Consider the following 15,277-nt stretch of genomic DNA (forward strand, 5'->3'; position numbering starts at 1 on the left):
TCATTTCGCCGTTAGGGCGCGATCGATCAGAGCGGGAAACATGCTCTGGATGAGAATGAAGAGCCGTTCGGGTCCCACGGGGTAAACGGTTCTTCGCCCTTGGCTGACGGCTTTCCAGATTCGCTTGGCCACAGCATCGGGTGCGTCGAGTGACATGCCTTGGCTCTCGATGAGATCATCGAAGGCCGACGCGGCGTCGGTGCGGGTGGCGCGGGGCGCGGCATAGGTGACTTCGATGCCATGGCGCTTCCACTCCCTTCGTAGGGCCAACGAGAAGCCGCGCAGGGCAAACTTGCTGGCGGAGTAGGCGGCAAATTCGGGATAGGCGATTTCGCCGAACACCGAACCGACGTTGACGACGCGCGGCGAGCGCGCTCGGCTCGCCTTAAGCAAAGGAAAGGCCGCGCGTGTAAGCGCCATGGGAGCCAGCACATTGGTTTTAATCAGGCGCTCGACCGCGTCATCATCAAAGGTGTCATGAGGTCCGCCTTCCACGATGCCGGCGTTGTTGACGAGAATATCCAACCGACCCCAGCGGCGGCCGATGGTATCGATCACGCGTGCGCGCCCGGCCGCGGTGGTGAGGTCGGCGGGAATGACAAGCGTGTCGCCGCCGCCGTCGAAGAGGGCAGCCGTCTCAGCCAGTGCGTCGGCTCTCCGTCCGCACAATGCGATATCGGCCCCCTCGCGGTCGGCGGCCAGTGCCAGAGCGCGCCCGATGCCAGAGCCGCCGCCCGTGACCAGGACAAGAGGGGGCTCAGGCTGCATTTGCCAGCCCCTCACGTGCGTCGATCTCCCGGAAGATGCCGCCGTAGAGGTGATGGAAAATCTTGGAATTGTCGATGATCAGGCGTCGGATTGCCGGGTCGGTAAAGCCGTTGACGAGATCGCGGAAGAAAGCGACATGGCTCTGGTCGAGACTGCCGTGCGAGCGGAGGTAAGAAAAGCCGTTGGCGCCTTGCTGGTCCCAGGACTGGCTCAGGCGGTCGGCGAGCTTATCGGCGAGCAGAACCGACATGCCTTCGAGCACATGCACGCTGCCGAGCATGGCGTAGGGGTTCACATGCTCAATGGCGTAATAGCTATAGCCGATCATGGCGATGGTCGCGGGCGACGGATTCCGCTTGCGCACGGCGTCGGCATCGCCGCCGAAAAATACGATATCGTCGAGGATCCACTTCTCGTGGCCGCGCTCTTCCTCCATGTATTCGACCAGCGCGTCCTGATAGCGCTCATCGGTGGTACGGGAAGCTGCCAGAGCCAGCAGTGGAAACGTATGGCTCACGTGGTGATAGGCCTCGCCGAGAAAGGCGAGATAGGTCTCGCGGTCGGCTCCTTCCGCGATTGCCCGCCGGATGAGCGGTATGGAAAGAAAACGCTGCCGCTCGGCTGAGGTTTCTTGCTGAAGCTGGTCATAGAAAGACATGGTTGGTCCTTTGCTGGGGATCGTGTGAGGCTTGGTATCGTCACGCCGCTTGTTCGCGACGGGCCAAAAGGAAAGTCGCGATGGCGTTGCGGCGAACGCGGCCGTTGTCGGTGATGAGCTGCTCGATCCGCGCGGTGGCCAACGAGACCGAAATGGCACGCTCGGGGCGCGCATAGGATGGGAGCGTGACCGTCAGGTCGCGGACAAGACCGGTCAGGTCGGTCTCGCTGGCAGTCATGAACCAGGATTCCGCTGCCGGAGCCGGTATCAGAATGGCGGTCAATGGCTGATCCGACCCGCCTGATACGCAGGCAAGCGCGAGGCGTGGATCCGAGAGCAGGGCGGTTTCCACCCACTCCGGACTGACGTTGCGGCCGTAGCCGGTGATGATCAGATTGTCCTTGCGGCCCAATACGATAAGGTTGCCCGCTTTATCAAAGCGGCCGAGATCGCCGGTTCGCCATGGTCCGAAATGGTCCACTTTTCCGAGGTAGCCTTGCGTTACCGATGGGCCGGAGACGATGATTTCTCCGTCTTCAATGATGACGTCCAAGCCATCGAGCGGCTGGCCGACGGTTCCCGCCACCCTGGCACCCGGACGGTTCAAGGCGACCACGGAACAGCACTCGGAGAGACCGTAGCCCTCGTGGATGGGGATGCCGAGCAAGGCGGCGCGATTGGCGATCGATTCTGGAACCGGCGCACCACCCACGGCGACAAACCGTAGTGAGGCTGGGGCGGTTTGCCCGTTGGCGGATAGTTCCGTCACCCAGATCTTGAGGAGTTGGGGCAGGAGGACCGACGATGTCGGCTTGTGGCGTTCGAAAACGCCTGCCAGCGATCGGACGGCGCCGCATCCGATGGCATCGGCTGTCTCTCGGTCGAAGAATGTCCGGCCACCAACCCTTATCGGAACGAATATCGCGGCGAGCATTTCCAGAAGCAGCGACAACGGCAAGACCGAAAGATAGCTGTCGGCGTGAGTGGCTCGGCTTGCTTCGGCCAACGCGCTGGTAGACCAGGCAATTTGTCGCTCGCCGAGGCGCACGCCTTTGGGCGTTCCCGTGCTGCCGGAGGTGTAGATGATCATGCCGAAGTCCGACGCCGGCTGCGGCAAGCTCGACGCTTCGGTATCAACCTTGACCACCAGGGTGGCGAACCCTTTCAAGGCTTGCTCTGTTTCGGTCTGTCCGTCGATCAGGATCAGCTCGACGCCGGCATCGGCAACGATGTGGGCGATCTGCCCAGCGCTGAAGAAGGTCGGCAGCGGAACGATGGTCTTTCCCGCCGCGGCGGCTGCGATGACAGCCACAGCCCAAGTGACGCCATTGGGCATCAGGAGGCCGACAACCCCAGGCGCCCGCTGGAGCTGGGCGGCGAGATTGCTCACCGCTGCCAGGAACTCACGCCTGTCGAGGTCGTGCTCCGCATCGGCGAAGGCCTTGGCCGTGCCATCGGCGGCGGTGTTATCGAGGAGGGATTCAGATAGCGACGGCATGATCGGCGGTGCCTCCGGGAGAGGTCATGCGAGCCCTGAGATGCTCGATCGAAATGGCGAATACGCGGGGGGATGTCAGATAGTAGCGACCCCAAGTCTCGGGTGAGGGAACGCGGTGAGCCTCGGCGGGGCCAAGATCGATTGGGGATAGCCCCTTGCGCTTCAAAAGCAGGGCAAGGCGGTTTGTCAGCGTGTAGAACGACCAGGTGAAACCGAGGTCGGCAATTTGCGCCGCGACGTTGTCGATGAACGCGCCCGTCTCGAGGGGCGATCTGCTGACCAGGGCGGTGACTTCGCAAATATCTGCGCGTCGGACGTGGCTGCCGATCGCGGCGGCCAGGGTCTGCTCGATAGGCTGATCCAGATAGCATTCAGAGAAGAACCCATCCTTGGGGGCTCTCAGACCGGCAGCACAAAGAAGCTCACCGCTCTTACTATATCTTGCAACCAGTTTCGGTGGGAGTTTTGCGGGGCTTGCAAAGTATGACTTGTGATAAATATCCCGAATAAATTCCTCTATACGGCGATATCGAACGTCGTTCTCGTCTATCAAAACTGAGATACCCATCGTCGTGTCCTGCTTGTTGCCTTGCGGAGACGATGATGTTCCAAGCTTACACGTTGCTTACAGATTTCAGGGCACAGCGTGAAAAGATTGCGGACTTTTCGGGGCGGGCCTGAGTGCCCAGTGTCGCTTCGTGGCTTTTGCACAGGGTAGCCGAAGGGTGGTGGGCTACCCTATCTTGCGTGCGTTCTCCCCCTGACTGATAGCTTTATTCAAACGAATAAAGTCGCAGGGGGCGAAACGAAAATGTCTCAAGGTCGTGACGGGTTTACCAGCACGTTCGGCGCACTGATGGCCACGCTCGGGTCGGCCGTGGGCCTCGGCAACATCTGGAAGTTTCCATCGCTGACCGGCACGAATGGCGGCGCCGGCTTTCTTCTGGTCTATCTCGCCGCCACCATCATCGTCGGTCTGCCGGTGATGATTTCTGAAATCATGCTCGGTCGGACAGCACGGGCGGACGCGATCTCCACTTTCGATAAGTTGGCTCCGAAGAACCAATGGTGGTGGAAGGCGATCGGCTGGATGGGGTTTCTCGCCGCGCTTCTCATCATGGCCTTCTATTCCGAGGTGGCCGGCTGGGTTTACGCCTATATCTTCAAGTCGCTGACTGGTGAGATTGCCACCACTGATCCGAAGGCGGCTGAAGTGGTATTCGGCCAGTTGGTTGCCAACCCGTGGTCTTCGCTCATCTGGCAGTGGGTGGTGCTCGCTCTCACCGGTTTCATCATCGCCTTCGGTGTTTCGAAGGGGATCGAGGCGGTGACGCGCCGCCTGATGCCGCTGCTCTTCATCCTGCTCTTGATCCTGTGCGTCCGCAGCCTGACGCTATCGGGCGCCGGGCAGGGCCTTTCTTTCCTGTTCAGCCCAGACTTTAGCAAGATCACCCCGGCGGTGATGCTCACGGCACTCGGGCTCGCTTTCTTCAAGCTGTCGCTCGGCATGGGCACCATGCTGACCTACGGCAGCTATTTCCGAGAAAATCAGAACATTGCCGCCACGGCGACGCGGGTGGTCTTCGCGGATCTGTCGGTGTCGCTGCTTGCCGGAATTGCCATCTTTCCGGCAGTGTTCGCCTTCGGCTTCGAGCCGGCAGCCGGTCCGTCGCTGGTGTTCATGACCATTCCGGCCGTGTTCACCTCGATGCCCGGCGGCGTCATCTTCATGACGCTGTTCTTCCTGTTGACGGCGATTGCCAGCGTCGGCGCGATCCTCTCCCTGCTGGAAGTCGTGGTGGCCATTCTGTCGGAGCGATTCCATCTTTCGAGGAAGACGGCGGCGCTCAGCACGATTGCCATGATCGCCGTGCTTGGCGTGCCCGCCGCTCTCTCGCAGAGCCTGACGGCGAACTGGAAGATCTTCGGTCTCAACCCGTTCGATCTCTTCGATTTCCTGAGCTCGAACATCCTGCTTCCGGTTGGCGGCATTCTGATCTGCCTGTTCGTCGGCTGGGTGTACGGCCTGGCGGCCCCGGAAAAGCGGCTCGCGGAAGCAGGCTCGCCGATCAATCGCATTGCCATCCGGAGCGTCTTCTTCCTGGTTCGCTTCGTGGCGCCGGTTGCCATCGCCATCGTTCTGCTGAACGGACTCAAGGTGTTCTGACGAGTTGGCGTGTTTCAGTGGGGGCGCCGGGCCATTCCGGCGTTCCTCACTGAGGCGTTCGCAGCCACTGTCTACTCGGCTGCCTTGGCCGCCCGCGCCGAGTTGATGTCTATCAGCCGCCGGGCGATCGCCAGCGATTCCGGCTGCTCCGAGCGATAGCGGGCTTCGATCTCCATGATCAGGAAGGTGTCCGGTAGTACGTCTATTTCGGAGAACAGAGCTTCCCAATCAATGTCGCCCCAGCCGAGCGGCATATGCAGGTCGCCGAGCCCAAGCGCCGTTGCTTCCTGCGGGTAGAATGGCTTGAAGCGGCCGATAGGCCGGCCGAAACTGTCGTGCACATGAAGATGGCCGGTGACGGGAGCCATGGCCGCCAGTTCCGCCTTGAAATCGAGTCCGCGATAGGTCGCTTCGATATAGGCGTGGCTGAAGTCGATGAGCGCCACCAGGTTCGGGTGATTTATGTCTTTGACGGTCGCTGCCAGTTCGGCCGGTGTCTGTCGATATTGCCCTTCCTCGGTCGTGAAGATGTTTTCAAGGGCGATGCGGACCCCATAGCGTTGGGCAAACTCCGCGAGTTCCATCAGCGCCTCGCGCTGGCGTGCGTCAGCACCGGTACGCTCCTTGATCTGCTCCGGTCGCAGTTCACCTCCATGCTGCACCAGCACGCGGGCGTCGATGCGATCGCAGACCTCGACCAGTGCCTTGGCGGCGGAAAGCTGAAGGGGCAGGGTCTCCGGATCCATGAAGTTGGACGCTACCAGTCCATGCACGCTGTAGCGTAGAGGCAGGCGCGCCGTCATGGCTGCCAGCCGGCGCAGCCGGTCGCCAATGATCCGGCCTCCAGCCACCAGGTCGAGGCCGCTGAGCCCGAGTTCGGCGACATCAGCGCCGATGGAGACCAGGCGAGTGAGGTCCTCACCCAGACTATCGATCTCTCCATCCTTGGAGCTGGCGCTGAATCCGGCGGCAACGATGTTGGACATGGCGTGCACCTCTATGGGTTTGTCGACCGGGTGTTGGGGTGGATCGCTCGGAATTCCAGTTTGGCAGTCCGGGGCCAACCTCGGGCAGAAATTTCTGGTCTGTCCTCATTCCGTTTTCCTGACGGTTCGATGAAATTTCGATGATTGTCCCCATGCCGGGCTTGAGGTCGGTCCGCGTTTGAGAGGCTGCGTCGGAGGGCGTCCGTCTGTCCGTCCGTTTCTTCCCAAGATATTGGTGAAAGGGCGCTTTTACGGCAAATAGTGGCTGAAATGCTCACCGAATGAGCTTGTCGATCAGCGCCCTCGGGAGTAGGAGCACACCGTAATCGTTGAGACGCCAACGGGTGGAAGATGGGCGTCTTCGATGCGCAGATCGCCACCCGCGGGACATAAAATCGTGCATGTTAACAAGCTGGTTGTCGTCGGCGTTGGGCACGTCGGCTCCTACGTTCTCGCCGACGCGATGAAGACCGGGCTGTTCGGCAAAATCGGCGTCATCGATGTCTTGAAGAATGTCGCCTACGGAGAAGCGCTCGATCAGGCACACGCCACCGCACTGACCTACATGACCAACGTCGATGTCCGCGATGGCGGATACGAACAGTGCGCCGATGCCGACGTGATCATCGTCGCGGCGGGGTCCAGCGTCACGCCCGACCCGACCAAACCGAAAGCCGAGCCCGATCGGGCGCTTCTGACCAAGGCGAATTGCGGCGTCATCCGCGAGGTCATGGCAGGCATCACGCGCTATACCAGGGATGCCATCGTCATCCTGATCACCAACCCCCTGGATACGATGGTCTATATTGCCGAGAACGAGTTTGGTTATCCGCGAGGCCGCGTTTTCGGCACGGGAACCATGCTCGACTCGGCCCGTCTGCGCAAATTGATCGCCGATACCTACGGCATTGATCCGAAGTCGGTGACCGGCTTCATGATGGGCGAGCACGGGCGGACGGCATTCCCCGTCCTCAGCCACGTCAATGTTGGCGGGATACCCTTCGGAAAGATGGACCAGTACTTCCAGGCGACGCAGGACATTCGGGATCCCGACGTGGTCAAGGCGAGGATCGTCAGCGCCGCTTACGAGGTGCTGAACGGCAAGGGCTGGACCAATGCCGGCGTGGCTCAGGCGGCGATTACGATGGCAAAGGCGGTGTTGCTTGACGAGCGCAGCATCTACCCGGCATCCACGACGCTTCGCGGTCACTATGGACACGATGGCGACGTGGCCTTGAGCATGCCCTGCATGATCGGCCGCGAGGGCATTCTGAAGCAGCTGCCTGTCGAGTTGAACGACTGGGAGGCGAAAAAGCTAGGGGAAGCGGCCGCCTTCATTCAGGCAACCATGAAGGACGCCAGTACCGGACCAGCCTTCAGCCGGTGCTGAGTTTGCGCCCCAGCTTGTCCTCGACCGATGTGATCTTGGTGGCGAGGCGGCTCGTCTCGCCGTCGCGATAATCAACCTTGAGTGCGACTTCGACGCGCGGGCAGTCGGCGCGCATGGCTTCAAAGCATGCGGTCACCACGGCCATCACTTCGTTCCATTCGCCTTCCAGGATGGTGCCCATGGGGGTGAGCTGGTAGGCGACGCCGCTTTTATCGATGATGTCGATTGAACGGGCGACGTAGGGGCTGAGGCTCTCGCCTTTGCCGACGGGATACATCGCAAATTCCAAGAGGACCATTGTGAGGGCTCCTTTTACTGCCGGGCTGGCGGCGTGCCGCAGACACGGGAGCATATAGCTCCGAACGAGCCGTGGGCAGATGGTGTTTCGCCCGGCTTACCCGCGCCACGCATGAATCGGCTTGGCGACTGGAGGTCGCATTCCCTGAAGCGAGCCTTTTTTAAAACACGCAGCTTGGCGATGAAGGTCAAATATCGTCCAGATCAATAAGACATCGAATATTATTTTGATCTGATATTTGATAAGTGATGCGCTCTATGCGCTACTTATTTTATAAAAAGAAAATTGCGCATTTCCCTTGGCTCATGGCAATATTGGTGATGCGCATTCTGTTTTAGAGGCGTGCGTGTCTCATTTGAATTATTGTTATGTGAACTATTACCTTGGAGGTCACAGTTATGTCGACCCAATCTCAATTCACCAGCCATGACGAGTATCTGACCGGTGGGGACGGTCTGCGATTATTTGTGCGCTCATGGTTCCCGACCGGCGTACCACTGGGAATATTGGTGATTTGCCATGGTTTTCTGGCACATAGCGGTCATTACAAGTGGGTTGCCGAGCGTGCGGTCGAGGCCGGTTACGGCGTCTACGCTATCGATCTCCGAGGGCGCGGCAGATCGGAGGGAGAGCGTTTTTTCGTCTCTGAGATTGATGATTATGTGAGCGATCTGGCGCAGGCGGTGTCCCTCGCGTATACGCGCCATGTTGATCTGCCGGTGTTTCTCATTGGCCATAGCGCCGGCGGCGTCGTCTCCGCAGTCTATGCTTTGCGACATCAGAATTTGTTGTCCGGCCTCATTTGCGAGAGCTTCGCCTATCGCGTCCCCGCGCCCCGGATCGCTCTCAGCTTGTTCAAGTTACTCGCCCGCGTAATCCCGAAGGTTCCTGTCCTCAAGCTGAAGACGGTTGATTTCTCGCGTGATCCGGTCGCCGTAGCGGCACTCGACAGCGATCCGCTCATTACAGGAGAAGTCCAACCGCTCCGCACCGTCGCAGCGTTGGTCCACGGTGGAGACGAACTGCAAAAGGGATTCCCGCAGATCAGTTTGCCGCTGTTGATCCTGCACGGCACGGCCGACAAGGCCACCCTTCCGGCAGGCAGCGAAGAGTTTTTTCAGCGTGCCGGATCTGTGGACAAGACGCTTAAGCTCTATGACGGACATTTTCATGATCTGCTGCAAGACATTGGGCGCGAGCAGGTCATGTCGGATATCCTCGGATGGATTGGTCAACATGTGCCGGTCCAAACCGGAAAGACGACGGCTGGTTGAGCCGCCTTATCTATTTTCGAAGCCTGCACGTTTGGTTGTACAAGTCCATCACGGCGCAACCAGATGGGTTTCGTTGGATTCGATGGCTAGTTTACTCATCGTTTCGGACAGCATCGAATTGAAGTTGGTATATTTGAGCGCGGCCGCGTAATTGTTCTCAATGGCGGCTCGGCGTGACTCGTAATCTTCCGGTGTAATGGAATTTATTGCGTGGATGAGTTCATCTTTATTTTTGCAATGAATGATGCCTGATGCATCGAAATGTCGACCAATTTCCGGATCTCCCCAATAGATCGGTACCGTCTTGTTGATGAAGCAGTCGAGTACCTTCTCGGTGAAATAGCCACCGAAGCGGCTATTTTCTATGGCGACCGAGAACCGATACTCCAGAAGGGCTTCCGATTTCGAGGGGATCGGTTTGTAGGCGCGGCCATAGAGATCCAGCTTATCGCGGCAAGCGTCCGCGATAACGTGCCGCAACCGATGACCGAATAGGTCACGCTTTTTGGACGCGATCAGCGAGATGTTGCGTGTTTTTGGAACATCGCCAGGGGGCGTTGTGCATATGTGCGGATTAAAGAACACCGCGTTGGGGCATCTTTTGAGTATTTTTGTCGAGTGGGTAAGGATGTGTTTGAAATTCCAGTAAAAAAACGGCAGCGTAAAGTAATGCCTTGGCTTTATGCCCTGTGGTTCGAGCATCATCAAGGATATAGCGCAGTCGACGCCCCAATAGGGAATGAAATGGCGGCTGCTGAAGTACACGACGACATGATCGTTGGGCGTCAAATCCCCGACGGTTGCATCGGTCTGGGCGGCCGCGGCCGCGGCGTCGTTCAGCGGAGTGTAGGTGCTTAAGGGATGATCGGCCAAGCGCAGATCCCAGCGCAGTTTGGTCGGCTGGTAGAAAATTTTGGGTTCGATCATTCGCTGAACTCACTCCGATCGCATCGTCGGAGCCGTTAGTTATCTGAAGTGGCGATCCGTGTCGTTAGCGTCGGATATCGTCGACCAAATTAGTTGGGCAGATAGCGGCAGTCCAGCGGAACAGTGCGATGTCACGTCTATCCCATCAAATGCGCGCCGCCGGTTGCCTCCCGGTTTAGTCCGGGAGGCAGTTTGACAGGTCAGGCTAATTTGACGATGGCGCAGCCATAGGGTTCGAGCGCGAGGGGCCCTTCTACGACGTTCCCGGTCAGAAGGTCGGTTCCGCGTGGTACGCCTGATGCCGTTACCGGCTCCGCGTCAGTGTTCAGCACGAAGAGCAGCTTGCGGTCTGCCGCCTCGCGAAGCGTCACTTCCACATTCGGCGGCAGGTCCGAGAGGAGCGGTGCGATGCCGGCGGTCGGAAACAGCTGGTCGGCGAGGCCTTCGACCAGCGTCTCGGTGAGATAGGTGCCGACGTAAACCGCGCGTCCTGCCCCGACCTTCCGGCTGGTGACGACGGCGCGACCGCTCGCGAAGCGGTTGCTCCACTGACCCAGCAACTCGACATCCGGCTCGGTTTCCAACAGTTCGTAAAGGTGCGCCGATTCGTGTTCGCGATTGCCTAGCGTGAAATTATACCGTCGCTCCGTTGACCCGGCCGGCAACGTCTTTGCGGGTGTGTGCAGCCCCCATTCGGTGCCTTGAAGAGCGAACAGGCCGTCGGATCCCGGTTCGGCAACCCGGCCGAATTCCTCGATCCGAACGCCGCATAGCCTGGACAATCCGGGGCCGGGTGCCATGGTCCGGATGATATGGTTGTTGTCGTCACGCGTGCCGGTCATGGCGCCGACCACCAGCGTGCCGCCGTTCCGAACGAAGGCCTCCACCCGCTCGTCCCACTCCGGCTTCCACATCACCCAGTGGGGGACATAGAGCAGCTTTAGGCGCGAGAGATCGTCTTCGGGGTGGATAAAGCCGCAGGCGATGCCATTCTTGTAGCAATAGCGGTGCAGCCGCGTCGCGTCCTCCAGAGGGCTCGGCAGGCCGATCGGATAGGTTTTATAGGCCTCTTGATTGTCGAAGTCGGCGCCGGCAATGCCGACATCCATGCGCACCGACGTGCCGAGCAGGTCTTTCTTGATCCGAGCAATATCGGAGGCAAACCGAGCTGCTTCCTCGTAGCGACGGCGGGGCACGTCGTCGTGGTCGAGGATGCCCATCCAGTAGATTTCGGCACCGAAATGCGCCGGGCGCCAGCGGAAGAACATCAAACCGTCGGCACCGCGCGCCACCGAACTCATGGCCATGCGGCGCATCTCGCCCGGCTCCGGCGTCATGGTCGAGAAGGTCGGCTGGCTACCGAAGCCCGAGGCCTGTTCGGGAACGATGAAGTTGCCGGTAAAGCCACGGCAAACATCGAGGTTCAGAGCCTGCGTTGCCGCGTGGCCGCCGGCGCGCTGCATCTCGTCGTAGAGCATCGGGTAGATATCGAAGCCAAGGAAATCGAGGTCCTTGCTGAACTGGCCACGGAAGTCGATGTCGACCAACCGCCCGAGGTTGTGAAAGATGAACCAATCGGGATTGGCGGCGCGCAGGATCTCGACCTGATCATGCTGGAAGGCTGCTGTCGCCGTTGCCAGGAAGCGATGGAAGTCCTGGACGTGGCCGGGCGATGGATGGCCCGGAGCGCCGGATACCGGCAGAACCACCTGATCGAAATTGTCGTAGGCAAGAGCCCAGAAATCGCCGCCCCAGGCAAAGTTGAGATCGGCGATCGTCGCGTAGCGATTGCGCAGGTAGCGACGGAATTCGCGTAGCGTCGCCTCCGAATAGGAGGTGGAGACGGTGGTGTTGAGTTCGTTGTCAGTCTGCCAACCTACGACATGCGGGTTGTCGCGATAATGCTCGGCCAGTGCCTTGGTGATCCGCTGACTATGAAGGCGGTAAACAGGGCTTGCCGTATCAGCGTGCTGGCGCGAGCCGTGGCGGGCGGCGCGGCCGTTCTCATCGACGCGCAGCACCTCCGGATACGTGGCCGTCAGCCAGCGCGGCGGCGTTGCCGTCGGCGTGCAGAAGATGGTGTTGACGCCCTGTTGCCCGAGAACGGCAATAGCCCGGTCGAACAGCGAGAAGTCAAAGACGCCTTCGCGGGGCTCAAGGATATGCCAGGCGAATTCGCCCATGCGAACGACGTTGAAGCCGGCGGCGGCCATCCGTTCGGCATCGCGCTGCCAATAACTGTCATCGACATGTTCGGGATAGTGCGGGGCACCGACAAGGAAATCGTCGAGGGCGAGCGGGCGCCAAACCGACAGCGGCGCCGGAGATGCGAGTTTCATTGGCTGGGTTTCCTTGTCAGGTCTTGGTGACGGGCTTGGCCGCGGACAGCGTTTTTCCATCGGAGGCAAAGAGGTAGGCGTGGACAGCGTCGAAACCGATCGACACCGGCTCGTCGGGCGTGAAGGGCTGTATATCGCCGATCTGGACGGTGAACACCCCCGTGCCGCTGTCCGACCCGGATGTCGCGAGGGTACCGGCGTCGGCATACACGATGGTTTCGCGGCCGAGATATTCGGTCAGCCGGACGCGCGCCGGAAAGCTGGTGCCGGCAGTGTGGTCGCCGACGCGGAGCTTTTCCGGCCTGATACCGACCGTCACGCGCGTGCCGATGGGCGGCGTTTCGTCGAGATTGTCGAAATCGATCTTGAGGCTGTCGCCACAGGTCACTGAGGCACTTCTGCCGTCAGTCGAGGTCACCACACCGGCGACAAAATTCATCCGTGGCGCACCCAGAAAGCCGGCAACGAACAGGTTGACCGGGTTGGTGTAGAGTTCGAGCGGCGCGCCGACCTGCTCGATCCGCCCGCCATTGAGCACGACGATGCGGCTCGCCATCGTCATGGCTTCCACCTGGTCGTGCGTCACATAAATCATGGTGGATCCAAGCCGGCCGTGCAGCGTCGACAGTTCAACACGCATCTGGGTGCGGAGCGCTGCGTCGAGATTGCTGAGTGGCTCGTCGAACAGGAAGACGTCGGGCGAGCGGGTGATGGCTCTGCCGATGGCAACGCGCTGGCGCTGGCCGCCGGAAAGCTGCTTGGGGAATTTCTGAAGTTGTTCCTCGAGCCGCAGGATCTGCGCTGCGCGAGCGACGGCGGCGTCGATCTCCGCCTTGGGGCGCTTGGCCATGCGCAGGCCGAAGCCCATGTTTTCTTCCACCGTCATATGCGGATAGAGCGCGTAGGACTGGAAGACCATGGCGATGCCGCGGTCGCCCGGCTCCAGGTGGGTGACGTCGCGCTCCTTGATCCGCAACCGGCCCGAGGTGACGGTTTCCAGCCCGGCAATGGTTTTGAGCAGGGTCGATTTGCCGCAGCCGGATGGACCGACCATGACGATGAACTCGCCTTCGTCGATGGTCAGGCTGATGTCCTTGAGGGCGTGGAAGCCGCCATAATGTTTTTCGACGTTTTGAATTTCGACGCTCGCCATGGGGAGGCATCCTTCGAATAGTGTTGTCAGCCCTTCACCGCGCCCATGGTCAGGCCGGCGATGAAGTGACGCTGCATCAGGAAGAACATTGCGACGGGCGGGATCGCGACCATGATCGTCGCGGCCGCCACCAGGTTCCAAGCGGAGGTCCACTCGCCGCGCAGGTTGTTGAGGCCGGCGGTCACCGGTTTGACGGCATCGCTCTGCGTCAGCACGATCGCCCAGAAGTAGTCGTTCCAGACGAAGGTGAAGGTCAGGATGGCCAGTGCGGCGAGAGCCGGGCGGATCAGCGGTACCACGACGTGCCAAAGCGTCTGCCAGGGCGAGGCGCCCTCGGCGCGGGCGGCCTGGAATAGTTCGTCCGGCAGAGCGGCGATGAAGTTGCGCATGAACAGCGTCGCAAAGCCGGTCTGGAACGCGGTGTGGAAGATGATCAGCGCGAAGTAGGTGTCGTAAAGGCCAACGCCGACCATCAGATCGCGCACCGGGATCATCATGATCTGCGCCGGCAGGAAGTTGCCGCCGACGAACAACGCAAAGACCAGGCGATTGCCGGGGAAGCGGTGGCGCGACAGCACGTAGCCGGTCAGCGTCGACAGAACCAGCACGCCGACAACCGAAGGCAGGGTGATGATCAGGCTGTTGACGAAATAGCGCGCCAGAGCCGTCTGCTTGAAAACGGCGGTGTAGTTCTCGACGAAGTTGAACGACTTCGGCCACCCCCAGTAGTTGCCGGCCATCACTTCCTCGAAGGAGCGCAGCGATGTCAGCATCACCGTGACGAGCGGCAGGAGCCACAGGATGAGCACGGCGACGACCAAGGCGATATAGGCCGCACGCGCCGATCGGGCGGTTTCCGGAATGGGACGGGGATACATCAGGCAGTCTCCTGTTCCGGCCGGAGCAGTGTGCGCAGATACCAGGCGATGAACACGGCCATGATGGCGAACAGGACGGTGGCGATGGCGGCGCCATAGCCGAAGCGGTAGGAGAAGATTGACTGCTCGTACATCTGGTAGGCGAGCACGGTAGACGAACCGAATGGCCCACCCGACGTCATGACGGCCACCATGTCGAACGAGCGAAGCGCGCCGATCACCGTCACGGCGAGGGCTATGAAACTCACCTCGCGAAGCTGCGGCAGCACGACGTGCAGCAGCATGGCAAAGCCCCGCGCACCATCGACCCGGCCGGCGCCGATCAGGTCTTCGTTGAGGTTGTTGAGGCCGGCGAGGAACAGCACCAGGCAGAAGGCGACCTGCGGCCAGAGCGCGGCGATCACCACGGCGAAACTGACCAGATGTTCGTCGGAGAGCAGGGCAGGGGCGGTGGCGCCAAACCAGCCGTAGATCAGCGACAACAGGCCGAAGGTTGGATCATAGACCCAGGTGAAGACGACGCCGACGGTGACCGAGGCCAATACCAGCGGCACAAAGAATAGCGATTTCAAGAACTTCATGCCGGCGATCGCCTGGTTGAGCAGCAGCGCGAGTGCCAGCCCCAATGGCGGTGCGAACATGAACATGACGAGCCAGATCACGTTGTTCTTCAGCGAAACATAGAACTGCGGATCGGCGGCGAGCTGCTCGTAGTTGGTAAGGCCGACCCACTGCATCGGGCCTACGCCGTCCCAATCGAAGAAGGAAACCCAGATCGTCTGGACAGAGGCCAGAATGATCACGATGCCGAACAGCAGCGCGCCGGGGAGGATGAAGAGCGTGGGCGCCAGCCAGTAGCGATGGCGTCGCCAGAAGGAGTTCATCTGGTCATTCCCGTTGAGTTATTTGCCCGAGGGGGAGGCCTCGGGCGAGGCGGTCTT

General features: G+C 60.4%; 14 protein-coding genes. 3 read left to right on the top strand and 11 right to left on the bottom strand.

What is annotated here, in order from left to right:
• The 4 genes from AB6N07_RS14390 to AB6N07_RS14405 are packed head-to-tail and all read right to left on the bottom strand — an operon-like array spanning position 1 to position 3,492.
• Positions 1 to 768, bottom strand: coding sequence for an SDR family NAD(P)-dependent oxidoreductase (locus AB6N07_RS14390; RefSeq protein WP_370673775.1), 768 nt, complete (start codon positions 766 to 768; stop codon positions 1 to 3).
• On the bottom strand, positions 758 to 1,426 hold the full coding sequence (locus AB6N07_RS14395) for a TenA family transcriptional regulator (RefSeq protein ID WP_370673776.1): 669 nt from the start codon (positions 1,424 to 1,426) through the stop codon (positions 758 to 760). The genes AB6N07_RS14390 and AB6N07_RS14395 overlap by 11 nt, the downstream gene beginning before the upstream one ends.
• 40 nt (positions 1,427 to 1,466) lie before the next feature.
• A complete protein-coding gene (locus tag AB6N07_RS14400; protein ID WP_370673777.1) occupies positions 1,467 to 2,924 on the bottom strand; it encodes an AMP-binding protein in 1,458 nt (485 codons plus the stop codon).
• Entirely contained in the window at positions 2,908 to 3,492 is a 585-nt protein-coding gene (locus tag AB6N07_RS14405) for a thermostable hemolysin (RefSeq protein WP_370673778.1), read from the bottom strand. Before AB6N07_RS14405 ends, AB6N07_RS14400 begins: the two co-directional genes overlap by 17 nt.
• 243 nt (positions 3,493 to 3,735) lie before the next feature.
• On the opposite strand from AB6N07_RS14405, the gene AB6N07_RS14410 reads away from it, so the two are divergent.
• The gene (locus AB6N07_RS14410) at positions 3,736 to 5,091 is read left to right on the top strand and encodes a sodium-dependent transporter (protein WP_370673779.1); all 1,356 of its coding nucleotides are present in this window, start codon (positions 3,736 to 3,738) and stop codon (positions 5,089 to 5,091) included.
• Between the two features lie 71 nt (positions 5,092 to 5,162).
• Here AB6N07_RS14410 and AB6N07_RS14415 read toward each other — a convergent pair whose 3' ends face one another.
• Positions 5,163 to 6,077 carry a TIM barrel protein gene (locus tag AB6N07_RS14415; protein WP_370673780.1) on the bottom strand — a complete coding sequence of 305 codons (915 nt, stop codon included), beginning with the start codon at positions 6,075 to 6,077 and terminating at the stop codon, positions 5,163 to 5,165.
• 397 nt (positions 6,078 to 6,474) lie between these two features.
• Here AB6N07_RS14415 and AB6N07_RS14420 point away from each other — a divergent pair, with 397 nt between their 5' ends.
• Positions 6,475 to 7,467 carry a hypothetical protein gene (locus tag AB6N07_RS14420; RefSeq protein WP_370673781.1) on the top strand — a complete coding sequence of 331 codons (993 nt, stop codon included), beginning with the start codon at positions 6,475 to 6,477 and terminating at the stop codon, positions 7,465 to 7,467.
• Here AB6N07_RS14420 and AB6N07_RS14425 read toward each other — a convergent pair.
• Entirely contained in the window at positions 7,454 to 7,765 is a 312-nt protein-coding gene (locus tag AB6N07_RS14425; RefSeq protein WP_370673782.1) for an MTH1187 family thiamine-binding protein, read from the bottom strand. The genes AB6N07_RS14420 and AB6N07_RS14425 overlap by 14 nt on opposite strands.
• A gap of 398 nt (positions 7,766 to 8,163) precedes the next feature.
• Here AB6N07_RS14425 and AB6N07_RS14430 point away from each other — a divergent pair, with 398 nt between their 5' ends.
• On the top strand, positions 8,164 to 9,039 hold the full coding sequence (locus tag AB6N07_RS14430) for a lysophospholipase (protein ID WP_370673783.1): 876 nt from the start codon (positions 8,164 to 8,166) through the stop codon (positions 9,037 to 9,039).
• Positions 9,040 to 9,087: 48 nt separating this feature from the next.
• Here the strand turns inward: AB6N07_RS14430 and AB6N07_RS14435 are convergent, their stop codons facing one another.
• From AB6N07_RS14435 to AB6N07_RS14455, 5 genes are all read right to left on the bottom strand, one after another.
• On the bottom strand, positions 9,088 to 9,966 hold the full coding sequence (locus tag AB6N07_RS14435; protein WP_370673784.1) for a glycosyltransferase family 10 domain-containing protein: 879 nt from the start codon (positions 9,964 to 9,966) through the stop codon (positions 9,088 to 9,090).
• A 200-nt stretch (positions 9,967 to 10,166) separates the two neighbouring features.
• A complete protein-coding gene (locus AB6N07_RS14440; RefSeq protein ID WP_370673785.1) occupies positions 10,167 to 12,305 on the bottom strand; it encodes a beta-galactosidase in 2,139 nt (712 codons plus the stop codon).
• Between the two features lie 16 nt (positions 12,306 to 12,321).
• Positions 12,322 to 13,458 carry an ABC transporter ATP-binding protein gene (locus tag AB6N07_RS14445; protein ID WP_370673786.1) on the bottom strand — a complete coding sequence of 379 codons (1,137 nt, stop codon included), beginning with the start codon at positions 13,456 to 13,458 and terminating at the stop codon, positions 12,322 to 12,324.
• A gap of 26 nt (positions 13,459 to 13,484) precedes the next feature.
• Entirely contained in the window at positions 13,485 to 14,336 is an 852-nt protein-coding gene (locus AB6N07_RS14450; protein ID WP_370673787.1) for a carbohydrate ABC transporter permease, read from the bottom strand.
• Entirely contained in the window at positions 14,336 to 15,220 is an 885-nt protein-coding gene (locus AB6N07_RS14455; protein ID WP_370673788.1) for a carbohydrate ABC transporter permease, read from the bottom strand. Before AB6N07_RS14455 ends, AB6N07_RS14450 begins: the two co-directional genes overlap by 1 nt.
• Between the last annotated feature and the right edge of the window lie 57 nt (positions 15,221 to 15,277).

It is taken from the genome of Pleomorphomonas sp. PLEO (assembly GCF_041320595.1).
Classification (GTDB): Bacteria; Pseudomonadota; Alphaproteobacteria; order Rhizobiales; family Pleomorphomonadaceae; genus Pleomorphomonas.